This window comes from Caballeronia jiangsuensis (assembly GCF_046030135.1).
Lineage (GTDB): Bacteria > Pseudomonadota > Gammaproteobacteria > Burkholderiales > Burkholderiaceae > Caballeronia > Caballeronia jiangsuensis.
Genome location: NZ_JAQQDB010000001.1, coordinates 82,732 through 97,019 on the forward strand (window position 1 = coordinate 82,732; position 14,288 = coordinate 97,019).

Sequence of the window (14,288 nt, forward strand, 5' to 3'; positions counted from 1 at the left end):
TTCATCCGACAAGCTGGGCAACGAATTTTGCAACGTCTGGCGCAATTTTGTTCGTCGCAATCGCAGCCTTCGCTAATAGCTTGGCCCGCGTAACAACGTCACCGGCGTGTCGCATCTCCGCAACAGCGTGTCGGAGACGGCGGCATTGGAACGATTCGACCGACTCCTCGTATTGCTTTAGCTTGGATTCGAAGGTCTTCATTTGACGAATTTCGCGTCCGTCGACAGTAACGGGGAGTTTGGCCATATGCAGAAGTTCAGTCTTGCTAGCGCGCGCTAGGGGAACCCGCTTTAAGATGACGTCTTTTGCGGCGGGAAGCAATTTCGCCCATGCATTGGAGCGCTTCTCCCCGTCAATCCGCCCCTCCTTCACAGCCCCATCACATGGTTGCACATGCAATCGACGGGAAGTCCGTTGCCCTGACGCTCGAAGCCAATCATGGTCATGTATATTAAGCTGCCGATAGAGCTTATTGTTCAAGGATTTTGCTGCTCTGTGACCGGCCGGATAGACCTTCTTGAGCAGTCCCTCCCATTCCCTTCGCATTCGTTGAACATCAACCTTTGTCGGCGGAGGAATCGCGGGCTCGCGATGCTCTGCGCTTCTTCCGATTGCTTTGACAGCGTTAAGTGATAGCCCCATCTGATTCGCAATTTGCCTCTCGGTCAACCCGGTTCTTCGATGTTTGAGGTAGACCGCAAAAAAGGAGTTTCCATAGCGAATCACTCTCTCGACCTTCAGGTAGTCTTTTTCATCTGCCTCAGTTGCTTTGAACCTGAACCCGCATGAGCAACTACATGAGGCAACGAACGCCCCGTCCGTTACCGAAAACGCGACCTTCTCAATCGCATGACCGGCGCCATGCGATGCTAAAAAATTTGGACAAAGATACTTGCAGTCCGGACGCAACGAAGCGCCACCTCGATGAATCAACTCATCGTCCTTCCCATCATCGCGGGAGTTTGGGCTTGGGCGAGTTCCGCCTCCGCCGCCTTGCAAAACCAAACCTAACATCAAGTATTGCGCGGGTTGGAACACGGTATGTTCAGAATAGAACATCTTGCGAATCCACGACTCATGTTGCCCGTCTTCTATAACGAGCCCCAGTCTCTTTATGACTTCCTCGCCAAACAGCTCGATAACAGCTTCATAGACCGACTGCACATCAACCTTTCCTGAAGGCAGGCAAAATCCCGCCTCCCATGCTTTGGCTTGCAAGTTAAGCGAACCGTCAGCACGATAAAGACTTTCACTTGAGTTGAGAACATTTGCCGCGGCGCCCGACAGCGCCCTTATTGCTATTTCTTGAACCGACGAAGTCGTCGACAGCTTCATCTCCGTCCCGCTAGTGACAAAGTCACCGGCATCGTGCCACTCAGAGTCACGGCGAGAACGGTAGAGAGCATTAGACTCATACAGGGGACATCCATGAAGGGGACAAGTGAACGCGCCGGCCAGTTGATGAGAACGTCGCCAATAGGCTCTTCCTGTACGCCTCTTATCTGTCAAAATACACTCCGGACAGTAGCGAAGATAGTCTGGCTCTTTTACCAATGAAGCAGCTAGCCCCAGCCTGGCGTTGAACCCTGACGTGCCTCCTTGGAGGCAATCCTTTGCGACCTCCGCCACGACCACTGGAGGGCGAAAGGCAGCGTAATAGGGAAAGACGGTAAGACGCGTCAGTATCTCTCGACCAGTCATCTCCCAGCATATTTGCGTGGAGCGCGCAACCCCATCCAGCGAAACAGGAATGCCTGCTGTCGCATGCACATGCTGGCCGAAGAGATTTCGAATCGCAATGGTGGGGTTGGGACAACACGTATCGGCCAAGTAGTATGCAATCACGCTGTAGAGGAGCTCGTCATCATTTGGCAAATCAAGCAGCACGTTCATGGCGACCTCCGCGTGCGTTCAGCGCCGTCAGACCTTTGTCCAGAAGAGCGGACTTCACGCCCCTCCCGTTCCGGTGACGTTCGCTCACAACTGTCGAAAGCGGTTCGACCGTCGGCGGCGAAGTCCGTTGAGCTTGACTTTCTGTTCCTATGAGTTCAAGCGCCAATCTGACCGTGGTTGCGACGGACGCCCCAGGGTTCTCAAAGAGGACCTGAGATACGGCATTGGAAGCCGCAAGTTGCGGGACATCGAGGGAAACTATAGTGGACACAGCCGAATTCTCGACCGCGTTGATTCTCTTCGTCGCTGCAGCGGCATCAATCACTGCGCGCTTCCCTGCGGTGTCTACCGCGTTCGCTGCTGAATTCAGCGTCTCCGCAAGCAAGTCGTCGAATTCGAGAATCTTCTTTGTATTGTTAGAGCGTAGTGCGGCGAGCATAGGTGCAATCGGAGAAAATCTCTCTTTTACAACCTCTCGGAGGAGATTCTCTGTGATTGTCTCCTTGCCAGTCCGAATAGCAGAAATCTGTGTAAGTTGAAACAACCTAATCACAACTGCTGGTACGCCTTGGCTAAGGTCGTACATCACCTGATAAAAATCCTTCGCCTTCACAGGGTGAGTTACCCACTGATATTCGAACATTTCATCCATAAACAACTTCCACTCATCCCCGAAAATCAGCCTCCTGAAAATCGACACACCTTGGTCACATATACGACGCGAGACTCGAAATATTTTCGAGAAAAGCTGCAACGCCTTTGGATTGCCAATTGTGAAAACCGGAACCTGAACGACGTTCGAGAAAGTTAGAAAGAAGTCGATTGCTGAATCACCAGCGCGGTTGACCGCCTTGATAACGTTTTGGATTTCGTCGACAACGATGAGACCGGTGTGATAACGGACGCACAGCGCTGCCACGGAGTTCATCAACTCCTCCGTCGTAGCTCGCTTGCCCACTTCGTCCTCGTGCTTTGTACCTAGTATGTGGTCGAACTCGGCCACTATCCACCGACACATTTGCTTCAAGCTCCCATTTGGTGGGCAATCTACCTTGAGCCACACGACTTGGAACCGGCTTCCGATGCCTGAGCGATGGCGAACAACTTGTGGAACAAATGAAAGTGCGCGGTTAACCGCAACGGTCTTGCCTGTTCCTGACGTGCCATAGATTCCAAACCACTCTGCATGACCTGGCTTCATCGGTACAATTGGAACGAGTTTCCCAGCCATACTGGTCTTATAGTGCTTGTGTCCGTCTTGCTGCCGCATTTTCACAGGCGGGCGACGCATATATCCTTGTGCAATGACTCGTGGTATCGCTTCCAGTACTTCCACGTGATTTGACATTAGATGCGTATAGAGAGACAGCTTTCCCACCGAGAGTATTCTCGCAGCCTTGCTAAGACTTCTCTCTTTTGTCGAAAAGTTCGGTGTGCAAGCAAAAGAGCGTGCGAAAGCTTCTGTGTCGAAAAGCTTTGCGGGTAGACAATTTATGCGGTCGTTCCCGGAATGCTCCGGAATCAACGGCTCACGGATAATCGCGTCGAGAATTACCACCTCGGCTTTTCTTTCGGTATCCTCTGCAATTTCTATCATTTTCCGCTCCTACGTTTATACAGTCTTTTGACTAGGTTCAGCGCGTACTCGTCAGTGTCGCGTGAAGCTTTGCCTGCTTCGGTTGATTCGTCGGGTCCGTTCTGAACATCCTGCGCGTTCGCGGGACGCGATGAGCTTTCAGCAATTGCGTAGCTCTCCGTCTTGGTGACAGTTGGGGGAAACGACTCGCCCTCTCTATTTGCCGCCACCTCCTCGCCGCGCGCTCCTCTAATGTTGTCACGCTCAGGGTATTCCCTCCCTGCGGCTTCTAAGGCCGCACGGGTCTTTTTCTTCCCTTCCTGCGTGATGCGCTGCATTTGGAGGTCTGCGTTGACGCGGACCTTCGTATGTTCCTTTTCTTCTTCGCGCTTATTTTCTGAATCGGTTTCCTCAATTTGCAAGAGTTCAGCCAGCGTCTTGCCAGCTACATTGCGTTCAATGGGGTTGGTTTCTCTTAATTTACATAACTCAAACTTATTTCCATCACATAGATAAATGGTTTCTAAGTCACGAACATCATACGCAATCCAGACTTTCCATTGCTTCACTCTTGCCCTTATGAACCAGTCATCCTTTAGCGCTCGCTCGTTTTCATAGAATCCGCCGTTGGGCATATAGATTCCCTTCGGCGTAACAGTCGCCATCATTCGCGGCAAAACATTCCTCTTGACTTCTTCAACCGTAAATTGCCGTGGGGTTCCGCCTCTGTTGCGTACGCCCCAATCCCAAAGCTCCACGGGCGAAGGTGCCTTCCCCTCTGCGACCATCCCAGGCGCAGTCTTGTATGTCTCAAGCGGAGCCTTGTTCGCAACGATTACCGCGAGGATGAGCAGACGAGTAAATTCAGTCAAAGTGAGCGCTGCATCTTTTCTGTAGTCTCGCGAACCCCTAACGAGATAGTCTTTATCGACGTACCCGGGAGCCCACTTCTTCCAGATGTGAGGAACCATCCCGAATCTTCTTTCGACGACAGCCTTCAACTCCGGCCTAGAGGCGCCGGTGTTCTCGATTTGGATGACCAATCCTTCCGTAACCCCTTTGCCCTGCCTGACGTTGAGAAGCTCACCGCGGTCGGCCAAGATTCTTGCTGGCATGAAGTGGCACGGCCATTCCCACTCCTCGATATCGATTCCGTACTGCTTGCAGAATGAAACTTTCGGCGTCGCAACGTTGACCAGGACCATCATTGCTGCGACCCAAGAAGGTGGTTCGAAGCCAACATAAATTCCAACGATGAGCCGGCTATACACGTCAACGGCAAAATAGACTGTTGGTCGTCCAACGAGAAGCGTTCGGTCGAATTCTGATACAAGATAGATATCTGCGATGGTCGCATCAATCGCATAGCAGGCACCTGGGCCGCCGACGTGTCTATCGGCCACACCACGCATATCTCGTGCAGTCAGTAAAAAAGGCTTGTCTCCAAGTCGTCGCCTTCTTTTGATTGCGTAAGGACGTTGAGTTCTCAAGTAGTGCTTCAGCTGGTGAATCGTCAGTACTTCTTCCGAGGTTGCTTTCTTTTTCGTTGTTCGCTTGCTTGGCGGAACTCGCGCCATTTTGTCGGGAAAGAAAAGCCCCAAAATGTAATCTAGAGCTTGCTGAACGGTAACCCTAGGGCGGTGCTTGACGTAGTAGTCGGCGGCGATTCCGAGGAATCCGCGGAATGCATCCGACATCTCCAGTCCTTCACGCGAAAGCTTTACTTCCTTGCCAGAGTGTTTCCAGTTTTTTGTCTTCCCCGGATTACCGACTCCACTGTAGTCCCTCGCTACAGCCGATGAAGTCATTCCTCTTTTCCAGTAAGCCTTAACGAGTCGCGTCAAGCGTTGGCGCGAACTGCCTACCTCTTTCGCTCGTCTCACAAGCGCCTGGTTCCGCGTCTTGTCGTTTAAGATTTCCCGAGGATTCGATACGAGTGGTTCGATGTCTTTCCAGTTCTGCTGGGTTACGAGGTCTTCTTCCTCCGTATGGCCGTCCGACTCCCCCGGCTGAACCTTCGGAGGCACCCGTGTCAAGCGGTCGGGCGCTTGACGATTGAGATACGGATGCTCTGACACAAACGCTAGTCCATCTGGTCCGTTGTAATCGGAAGCAAGTCGTTGACATAAGCTGTCGGTCAACTGAGGGAACGGCCAAGACTTAGGGTCATTGACATCGCAGAGAAATGTGAACGCGCTACCAGCGCCAGTCGCCACTACGCAGAACGTCTGCTCGCTTTGGCAACTGCGAATGAGCATGCGTTCCGCCAGGAAAGTGGGATTGCGGAAGTAATTGTCATTGCCCTCAATAGAATCCGCGACTGCAGTGTCGACCGTTGCTGTGCCCATGACGTTGCCCGTCCTGTCACTCAGCTCGAGAATCAAGAATCTGGAAAGATTCGACCGGCAAATCTAGTATCTGCCAGACCTCCAAATCGCACGCGACACGCTGCGTGAGAAGTAGTTGGCGCAACGCCCTAATACCGTCTCCTCCACGTAAAGCCCGACGCCGCTCAACCTCCTTACACGCTGTTAAGATTGCCTCAGCACCACCGCGGTCAATCCTAACGAGGAGCGCGTTCGCGGCGTCGACTTCTCTGTCCGTGAGCTCCCGACAGCCGATGTCATTCTCTGTTTCGAGAAGCATCATTAAATTCTTGCTCGTGTTTGCGTTTAAGCCCTCATTGGTGGCCAGTCCCCAATGTATGCCCTGCTCTTCCCAGTACACCCTTTCAATTTCTAGTTTTTCAAGTACTCGGTCTTTGAGCAGTTCCTTTTCGTCTTTGGCAGCCACTGGATGAACAAGGGTCTTACCATCCAGCTTTTTAATAACAACCAAGTCCGTTGTTTGAACTAAGAGGACCCCACTTCGGGAGTCTCTCGGATGCTTGACCCCGAGGCGCGCAGCGATGGAGACCGTCTCTTTCAACGGCAATGGGTACTGTTCTTTTACGTCTCGCGTGTTGATATCCCACCACGCCTCTAGAAATGCCGCGCATTCGTTGTCGGAAAGAAGATGATGCGTACGCCACCCGGTAAGCGCACAGGCCAAGCGATGACTTCGTCCACGCGATGGCACATCGGATACCGTGAAGTACGGGCGGTAGTTCGGCCCATCGCCTTGACCTCGCTTCTCACGCTCGAAACGACGTTGCTTCGCTTCGGTCATCGTGTAACGGCCATGTGCCATGACGCCTACTCCAAGTCGCCGCCTTCCATCATTCACTCGCGCAACGGAAGAACGTGGTGGCGTCGGCGGAGTATGTCTGCGCCGACTTGCCCGTGACGGCCTAAACTTTTCGCACCTTGCGTGTCTAACGGTCTCGTTGTTCACCCACCTAAAATTTTCTGCATATGTTTTTCTAAAATTTTCCTTGCTTTTCTCTAGCAATGTTTTAGACTAAAAGCAAATAGGAGAAGTGGAATTTCATTGAGTAAACCTTACTCAATGGGTAGACGTTTTTCAAAGGTTCGTTAGTAATACTTGAGCGCGTTACGTGCTCAAGCTAGTTATTAAAACGACCGATTTATTTAACAGCTTTATTACCGCGATTTGCGATATTGCGCGTTCTCAGACGGCGCTTTGCTATGTCTCTTAGAAGTAGACAGAGGACGCGCTTGTGCCGAACCCGAAAGCCGCTTCGGCGATTCATGAGGTGAGACGTCGCGTCACTTTCAGTCTATCGATTGACTTCATCGGACAGTTGCCCAGTCATCGTCGGCATCGTCTGTGTATCCCTCAGCACCCTCTTTTAATTGCCGGCGTGGGTCGACGTGATTGGGCCCGCGGTCAGTTGCCCGCCATCTGTAGCAGGTCGCTCGGTCATCCCTGCTGCCAGTGGCTCGTCGGGCTATTCCCCTCGATGAAGAATGTCCCAGGCACCCGCACCTTAACGGCGTGCGCCCCGCACTCCTCTATCCGTCACGATGTCGTGACGCAACAATACGGCAGTTATACTTATACGTTTAGTTGGGCATGCACGAGCGCCCCGAGGCGCTATGCCGACGTCGGATAGCGGCTCAGGGTCAATAAATATGCGATTTATTTCGCACAATCACTGTACGCGATGTTAGCTAGAAGTGCAAGAGGTGTATGTGACTGACGCGGAGAGAGCCTGGGCCGACCTCGCGTCTCGTGTTGCACGCGTCGCCCTTACCCGCAAGGACATCTCTTACGCCGCTTTGGTAGAAGCACTTGCGACCATCGGGATTGCGGAGAGCGAGCGGGCAATTGTGTCGCGGGTCTCGCGCGGGACTCTTCGGCTGAGCATGCTTCTTCAGATTCTGTCGGTGGGCGGCAACCGCCTCCCGAGGCTTTGGCTTCAGGCATTCACAGCAGTCGACGACTGGCCATCAGCGGCGCAAGCCGTTATCCGCGCCGAGCTCTCGCAGCGCTCGGATGCTGTAGGCCCACCCATTGTGACCACGAAAGAGCTTGTACATCGACTGCAGAGCTTCGGCGCCCCCGTGACCCTGCCTACCCTAAGCGCTCACGTAGCATCAGGGACGATGCCTCTGGCCCTATTTCTCCAGTGCATCACTGCGCTCAATAGCCGTTCGCTCGACGACTTCATTGATTTCGAAGACTTGCTCGCCGTTGCACAGTCCAAAAAGTGATTCGACGCGCGGTGCATGCAGTGGTTTACCCTGCTCTCGTACGCCCTCACTTGCCAATCTTCTCTCAGGCACTATCTTAGAGAAAATGCGATTTAAATCGCATTTCTTCCGGCTACCCTCCGTGGGGTTCGCCGGATGATTGCCCCTTGACCTCAGCGGGAGACGACTGCCATGACGACCCCAGAAGAGCGCATCCGGGCCCTAACGGAAACTCGGAGCTTCCTCGAAACTTTGGTCGACGGTCGGAACATTGATGTTCGACCTAATCAGGCGGTCGCCGCAGGGTTGCTGCGCTATTGCCCGAATTGCGATGATTCGGCCGCGTTAGCCGCGAAGTTGTGTCCGACGTTTGGGCTTCGCCCTTGGAGAAGGCGCATTTCTCCCGGACGCTGCCCTGAGTTGCTGAGCCAACGGAAGTCGCCTTAAATCATGCCCACATGGCCTACCACCCCCGCAACGATTGAGCCGCGAATTTTTCTTGAGCAGTGGTTTGTCTTCGAGACCGAGCCCGCGCGAGGCGAGCGGCATCTTCTTGGCATGAAACAGGATGCGGGATATGCCCGCATCAGCTCACCAATCAAAAATTTTGACCGCAGCACCATGCGCGGCGTCACGTCAACCGGCCGCTGCTATCAACTCGTTGGCCCCCCAGGTTGGACTTCGGACATGTCCTACCTGTTGCTCAGCTGGTGCGAAAAGCATCGTGTGACGCAAATGACCAACGTCACAGCGGAGTATGCTCCCGCAACTGCGAGCTCATGAAGTACCACGGAGGCAACTAGCGATGACGCATCCTCAACAGAGGGAAAAGGCGCTCGCTGATGCGCGCCGATTTCTCGAGGCGCTGTACGAGTCCGAGCAACCGTTGATGTGGGACCTAGTACGCACCGTAGCGATGAATGTGCTTCGCCACTATCCGCGAGACGATGGCATCGCCGAACCTGCGGCTGGCGAGACGCCTGTGCTACCGAGCGTCCTCGTCGCTGGCACCCCCTGCCCACAAATCGATTCGGCTCGCGTCGGTAAAGCGACGGCTCTGAGCCCAGTGAGCGACCTACCGCCGCCGGTCTCGCCGCATTTACTACAGGCGTACTCGCTCCTATTGTCGCCACAATGGCGCGGCATGCCGCCAATCTTGAGCGCGCTCCATGCGTTGGATTGCATCTGTCTCTGTTGCATAGCGCTGGCCGCGCCTATGGGTCTCGCGGTGGATGCGCTCGACGATGTCGACAAAGAGGTCGCTCAAGCGACGATGTCTGCCGCGAAGATGCCGCTTGACGATATCGATAAGGTGCTCGCGGTCGTTGGATGGTGTTATTCGCCGGGTGCCCCCGAAGCGCTGCCGTGCGAGCAATTCGTCCTTTGGGACATCGCTGAGCGGATGTATCTGAGGGCGCTTGCGTGTGCGGCCGGTCATCGAAATGACGGAGGAAGCCGTGGTCACAACCTCGCTCGATGAGTACGCCGACGAGCCCGCGCGGCGCGCCGAACCCTACTCAAATCCGGACGACGACGAGTTTGATTCGCCTCCGCTCGTCATAGTCGACATGTTTCAGGGCAGCGTAACAGACGCGCTTCCAAGCCTGCTATCGATTTGCAAGGTGGAGGGCAGAGTCGACTGCTGCAATCATCCTCGGCTTGCGCTCCTCGAAGAGGCAGCGAAGTTGCTTGAAATATGCGCTGAGAAATACTGCTCGACGCCGATGCCAAACGGGCACATGACGGCCACGATTGGGCGATATCAACGCAGACTGGCCTTTCCTCTCTATCGAATCGACGCTGCCGCCGATAACGGACTCCTCTTTGCAACACTTTATTCAATCGACGATACCGAACAAAGCGTCCGCCGAATTCGAGTTCCGATGGATGATGACGACGTCATCCGCTTGCTCGAGCGAGTCCTGCGCGTCTTCGCGACGACACAACTGTGACAGGCTCGCATGCATCACCGCAACTCAGCACAACCGAGATGACGATGGAGGTTTTCGTGCTCTTGGTCACACTCGAACTCCTGCCGCTTGGTAGCGAAGAGCACCGAAAGACCATCGGGCAGATACGCATCATCAACATTCGCCGTGGCCCGGCTTACGGCAACTACTCTATCGAGCTCACGGAAGACCGAGTCAACGCGGTTAGAACGGCCAGCGTCATTGATTATGCGAGGCACGCAGGCAGCACCTGGGACCTGGTCGCCAGAGCAATAGCTTTAGTGCTTGCCGGCAGTGAGGAACTGCCGCCGCGACCTGTACATTCGTGGAGGCAGGGACTGGGAGTGACTCGCTGTTGCTGCCACGCCGTTGTTGCCATATTGGTCGTGTAACAGACAGGTGACCCGGATGTACGAATGTTCGCCGGACTTCGATATGCCCCCACCACGCTCTCGCGGCGGAAAGGTTGTCTTTCTTGATTTCGATGGTTGTACCCATCCGTCGGAGGTCTACTGGCGCCCCGGAATCGGGCCGTTTCTTTTCAACTATCCCGGCCACACCTTGTTCGAGAACGTTCCCGTTATTGAGCACGAGCTAGCACCCTATCCCGAGGTTCGCATCGTACTGTCAACCAGTTGGGTCGTGCGATACCACGGCAGTCTGCGCCGTCTCGCCGCCAAGCTCGGCCCCTTGTTGTGCAAAAGAGTAGTGGGCGCAACATACCACTCACGCATGCGCGAACTCGAGTTTCGGCAGATGTCACGTGGTCAGCAAGTTTGTGCCGATGTCGCTCGGCGAAGGCCTGAGAATTGGATGGCGCTCGATGACGACGAACTCGGGTGGCCTCTTTGGTGCGAACGCCGGCTCGTACTGACTGACCCCGTGTTCGGTATTGCGGCGCCGGCAGCGCTAGCCAAGTTTCGAATCCGACTTCAGGAAATGCACGGCACGCTTCCTTAGTGGACTGTTTGCATCCAAAGAGACTCGCTCCTCATGCCATGAATATCGACCAAGTATTACGTCGTTTGCGCCGCGCACCCGACGATGCAACCGTCCTCCTCCTTCCGGCATACGGCGTGGTGAGCGAATGCGAAATCGTCCGCGCGGTTTCAATCCCAAGACGCCCTTGGGTACATGAGCAACACCGCCGCGCTGATGGTCAGGTCGACCACCTTTTTCACCCATGGGCCGAGGCGTGGACGGAGGGCTTCGACGGACCGGCTGACCAAGCGTCGCTCGAGCGGGTCGTAATACTGGTTGCAGATGAGGAGAGCCTGAAGCATGGAATAGCGGACGCCGCTCCCAAGGGGCGCATCTCAATGGAAGAGCTCCGAGCAGCCGAAGCTCAAAACCACCATGAGATGCGGGCAAGTAGTCAGCTGCTGACCGAGGAGGACTTTCGAGCACGGCTGGGTGTGAGCAGAAAGCGTCTCGCCAATATGCTCGAAGAGGGCAGCGTGTTCGCTCTCAATGTCGACCGTGCGAGCGCTTTTCCAGCGTTCCTCTGCAACAAAACCCTTGATTTGAAACGTCTGTGGGCGGTCGCAAGAATCCTGGTGCCAGCGCCCCCGACATCCCGCCTCGACTTGCTAACACGCCAATGCGGCGCGCTCGGCGGCCGCGTCCCGCTCGAACTGCTCGAAGACGACCGCGACTACCGAAGCCTGCGAAGGTTTGCGAAGGGATGGGCGAGCGAGTTCAGCCGGACCGTCGTGAAGTGCTACGACGCCGAGCAGTCCGACAGCACACCTCAGGTTGACCCGCTTTATACGTGCGCCACTGAAATAGACCCGCGACGTCTCCTTTGGAAGCGTGCGCTTGACGCGGTTAAGTCGCCGGGCTATCGATTTCCGCATGAGATTCCGCGTGCACCATTAACGCTACTCATTTGCGTCGAACGAGCAACCGCCGGCGAAAGCGGCGATGTCCTTGAGGCGCGACTTGTGTGCGAGCTCAGCGGTCGAAATCTGCGGGCGTCGGTGACGACAGCGGACGGCGACGAGCCAGCAATTGTTCACAAACTCAAGCTGGCGACAAAACGCCCGAGCGTGACCGACCTATGCGATGCGGTCTTCAGCATGCTAAAGAAGCTGGCGCGGGGGCAAACAACATGAGAAGCGCTCGGATACACGGCGACCTATTGAACACCGATGAACGAGATGCGATGCGCGAAGTCCGGCGAGCACGGCTCCGGATAGTTGAGAAGGGATTCCTGCTGACTGCGGAGGAATTTTGCCGTCGCTCCGGCATCTCCCGCGCTCGGCTCTCGAGGCGGCTGAAGCAGAGAACCATCTTTGCAACCAAAATCGGCCGCGACTACTTCTACCCCGCGCTCTTCATCCGACGAGACCGGCTTGGGTCGAGATTAGCTCGGGTGACGCGCGCGATGAGCGCGATGAATGATGCATGGGCCATGTTTTTCGAACTCGCCTACCCGTTTGAGAGTCTCGGAAATCGAACTTTGCCACAGGTGATGCGGCGCGCAGTAGGTTTTCGCGCGGCGATGCGGTACGCCCGGCAACTGGCAGCAGAATAACGGGGGCTCCCATGGAAGCCGATACAGTGTGTCATCTGTGCGTGTTTGCAAACATGGATTCGTTGTGGCTCGCTTGCGGCGACCTCTCGCTCGTCGAGGACGGCACCGACCTGATGGCATCGAGCTTCCAATATGACCGTGCGTATGTGCGAAAACCCGGAACCTTTTCGATTGACCCCGTGAGCCTCCCGATTGCCGGCAGACACTCTGCGGTTGGACGGCGCGCATCTCCGGCAAGCGACCTTCCATATTTCGGTGCGATTCGCGATGCCACCCCTGATTCATGGGGACGGCGTGTTATCGAATCGAAGCTGGGTGCGCCACTGAACGGCCTGCCCGAATTGCAATATATCTTGAACGCGGGAAGCGACCGTGTTGGGGCGCTCGACGTTCGCTCCGATGCATCTTCGCTGCCGTTGCGTGGCAAAGACTCCTGGGACATTCTCCCCAATCTCGCAGAGGCCGCCGGATTGATTGAACGTGGACTTCCCATTCCACAAGAGTTCGCGAACATATTCGTGCAAGGCGCGGGCCTTGGTGGCGCTCGGCCCAAAGCCAGTGTTCGCGATGAACGAGGAACGCTGCACCTCGCCAAGTTCTCGAGCGAAGGCGACCGGTTCGACGTACCCGCGGTTGAGTATGCGACGCTTCGCCTCGCACGAATGGCCGGCCTGCGTGTGCCAGAAGTGCGTCTTGAGCTCATCGAGGGCCGCAATGTCCTGCTCGTTCGCCGTTTTGACCGCTACTGGGCAATCCCCGGCGACACAGCGCCACAAGGCGATGGCAGATTCGTGCGCGGCAACGCCCCAGCCGGTTCGGTTGAGCACCGCATCCCCTTCGTCAGTGCGCTCACGCTTGCCGCGTGTGACGAGATGGACTCGCGGCATTCGTCGTACGGGAATCTCGCCGGCTGCCTCGAGAGGTACTGCCGCACACTCCTCGCCTACGACGGAGCAGCGGAGCTATACAAGCGGATGATTTTCAACGTGTTTGTGAGCAACTGCGACGACCATCTTCGAAATCACGGCTTCTTGTGGGACGCTGAACTCAAGAGTTGGCCCTGAGCCCTGTCTATGACGTACTGCCAAGTCCGTCGCATGCATACGAGCGCTACCTACATCTTGCCGTCGGGCAAGAGGGTCGACTGGCGACATTGAACAACGCCGTTAGCCGCTGCAGCGAGTTTTGCTTGAACCGGCGAGAGGCCTGCGATTTGATTGCGGAACTGTGGGCCGTCGTGCGTGACTGGAAAACCCACTTCCGAAACAGCGGTGTTAATGCCGTGGACGTGGACAAGGTCGCGAGCGCATTCAGGCACATCGATGACATCTCGAGCGAGGAACTCCGTCGCGAGATGCCTTGAACCTCGCGATGCAGAATCACAGTGACCTGCCTACAAAGAGGGGGATACGTACCCGGGGACGCTTGAGAGCGATGTTGAAAAACAGGCCAAAGTTCTCCTCGAACGCTTTATGCTGCCGCGCAAGCAATAATCCTCCATCCCGCACCAAAGTACGACGCGCCTCGCAAAAGAATCAGCGGTCAGTTGCAGCCGTAGCCTGTACGACGATTCCACCAGCATATTGCTTCACCTTCGGTGCAAAAACGAACATGCTGCCAACTGTGTCACATTGAACAGTTGTCTGCCGACGACCATTTGACGTCGGACTATCTCTTGTCAGCTCCGAGTCTGATGACGCGACTGCGCTCTCTATCGCTGCGCGAACCTTCGCGGTCC

The 14,288-nt window shown here is 55.5% G+C and carries 13 protein-coding genes; 9 read left to right on the plus strand and 4 right to left on the minus strand.

Annotated elements, in window-relative coordinates; genetic code table 11:
• Nucleotide 1: 1 nt before the first annotated feature.
• Genes PQR08_RS00370 through PQR08_RS00385 form a run of 4 tightly spaced genes read right to left on the minus strand, consistent with a single transcriptional unit; the run spans nt 2 to nt 6,659 of the window.
• On the minus strand, nt 2-1,894 hold the full coding sequence (locus tag PQR08_RS00370; protein ID WP_250486915.1) for a TnsD family Tn7-like transposition protein: 1,893 nt from the start codon (nt 1,892-1,894) through the stop codon (nt 2-4).
• Complete coding sequence (locus PQR08_RS00375) at nt 1,878-3,491, minus strand: ATP-binding protein (RefSeq protein WP_250486914.1); 1,614 nt, start codon at nt 3,489-3,491, stop codon at nt 1,878-1,880. The genes PQR08_RS00370 and PQR08_RS00375 overlap by 17 nt, the downstream gene beginning before the upstream one ends.
• Nucleotides 3,488-5,818, minus strand: coding sequence for a TnsB C-terminal domain-containing protein (locus tag PQR08_RS00380; RefSeq protein ID WP_238212897.1), 2,331 nt, complete (start codon nt 5,816-5,818; stop codon nt 3,488-3,490). The genes PQR08_RS00375 and PQR08_RS00380 overlap by 4 nt, the downstream gene beginning before the upstream one ends.
• 16 nt (nt 5,819-5,834) lie before the next feature.
• On the minus strand, nt 5,835-6,659 hold the full coding sequence (locus PQR08_RS00385; protein WP_250486913.1) for a TnsA endonuclease N-terminal domain-containing protein: 825 nt from the start codon (nt 6,657-6,659) through the stop codon (nt 5,835-5,837).
• 905 nt (nt 6,660-7,564) lie between these two features.
• Between PQR08_RS00385 and PQR08_RS00390 the strand changes: the two genes are divergently transcribed.
• The 9 genes from PQR08_RS00390 (at nt 7,565) to PQR08_RS00430 (ending at nt 13,614) form a co-directional block, all read left to right on the plus strand.
• Complete coding sequence (locus PQR08_RS00390; RefSeq protein ID WP_250486912.1) at nt 7,565-8,086, plus strand: DUF6471 domain-containing protein; 522 nt, start codon at nt 7,565-7,567, stop codon at nt 8,084-8,086.
• A 171-nt stretch (nt 8,087-8,257) separates the two neighbouring features.
• Nucleotides 8,258-8,512 carry a BPSL0761 family protein gene (locus PQR08_RS00395; RefSeq protein ID WP_284509181.1) on the plus strand — a complete coding sequence of 85 codons (255 nt, stop codon included), beginning with the start codon at nt 8,258-8,260 and terminating at the stop codon, nt 8,510-8,512.
• A gap of 3 nt (nt 8,513-8,515) precedes the next feature.
• On the plus strand, nt 8,516-8,848 hold the full coding sequence (locus PQR08_RS00400; protein ID WP_250486911.1) for a hypothetical protein: 333 nt from the start codon (nt 8,516-8,518) through the stop codon (nt 8,846-8,848).
• 22 nt (nt 8,849-8,870) lie between these two features.
• Nucleotides 8,871-9,545, plus strand: coding sequence for a BPSL0761 family protein (locus PQR08_RS00405; RefSeq protein ID WP_250486910.1), 675 nt, complete (start codon nt 8,871-8,873; stop codon nt 9,543-9,545).
• Nucleotides 9,523-10,017, plus strand: coding sequence for a hypothetical protein (locus PQR08_RS00410; RefSeq protein ID WP_250486909.1), 495 nt, complete (start codon nt 9,523-9,525; stop codon nt 10,015-10,017). Before PQR08_RS00405 ends, PQR08_RS00410 begins: the two co-directional genes overlap by 23 nt.
• Before the next feature lie 432 nt (nt 10,018-10,449).
• A complete protein-coding gene (locus PQR08_RS00415) occupies nt 10,450-10,974 on the plus strand; it encodes an HAD domain-containing protein (protein WP_250486970.1) in 525 nt (174 codons plus the stop codon).
• 38 nt (nt 10,975-11,012) lie between these two features.
• A complete protein-coding gene (locus PQR08_RS00420) occupies nt 11,013-12,128 on the plus strand; it encodes a hypothetical protein (protein ID WP_250486908.1) in 1,116 nt (371 codons plus the stop codon).
• Nucleotides 12,129-12,154: 26 nt separating this feature from the next.
• Nucleotides 12,155-12,550 (plus strand): hypothetical protein, encoded by a 396-nt coding sequence (locus PQR08_RS00425; RefSeq protein WP_250486907.1) that lies wholly within the window; start codon nt 12,155-12,157, stop codon nt 12,548-12,550.
• Nucleotides 12,551-12,561: 11 nt separating this feature from the next.
• On the plus strand, nt 12,562-13,614 hold the full coding sequence (locus tag PQR08_RS00430; protein ID WP_250486906.1) for a type II toxin-antitoxin system HipA family toxin: 1,053 nt from the start codon (nt 12,562-12,564) through the stop codon (nt 13,612-13,614).
• Nucleotides 13,615-14,288 lie beyond the last annotated feature (674 nt).

Excerpts from the sequence above, each read along its gene's own strand:
- PQR08_RS00370 (WP_250486915.1), bottom strand. The coding sequence starts at position 1,894 with ATGAACGTGCTGCTTGATTTGCCAAATGATGACGAGCTCCTCTACAGC.
- PQR08_RS00375 (WP_250486914.1), bottom strand. The coding sequence starts at position 3,491 with ATGATAGAAATTGCAGAGGATACCGAAAGAAAAGCCGAGGTGGTAATT.
- PQR08_RS00380 (WP_238212897.1), bottom strand. The coding sequence starts at position 5,818 with ATGGGCACAGCAACGGTCGACACTGCAGTCGCGGATTCTATTGAGGGC.
- PQR08_RS00385 (WP_250486913.1), bottom strand. The coding sequence starts at position 6,659 with ATGGCACATGGCCGTTACACGATGACCGAAGCGAAGCAACGTCGTTTC.
- PQR08_RS00395 (WP_284509181.1), top strand. The coding sequence starts at position 8,258 with ATGACGACCCCAGAAGAGCGCATCCGGGCCCTAACGGAAACTCGGAGC.
- PQR08_RS00400 (WP_250486911.1), top strand. The coding sequence starts at position 8,516 with ATGCCCACATGGCCTACCACCCCCGCAACGATTGAGCCGCGAATTTTT.
- PQR08_RS00405 (WP_250486910.1), top strand. The coding sequence starts at position 8,871 with ATGACGCATCCTCAACAGAGGGAAAAGGCGCTCGCTGATGCGCGCCGA.
- PQR08_RS00415 (WP_250486970.1), top strand. The coding sequence starts at position 10,450 with ATGCCCCCACCACGCTCTCGCGGCGGAAAGGTTGTCTTTCTTGATTTC.
- PQR08_RS00420 (WP_250486908.1), top strand. The coding sequence starts at position 11,013 with ATGAATATCGACCAAGTATTACGTCGTTTGCGCCGCGCACCCGACGAT.
- PQR08_RS00430 (WP_250486906.1), top strand. The coding sequence starts at position 12,562 with ATGGAAGCCGATACAGTGTGTCATCTGTGCGTGTTTGCAAACATGGAT.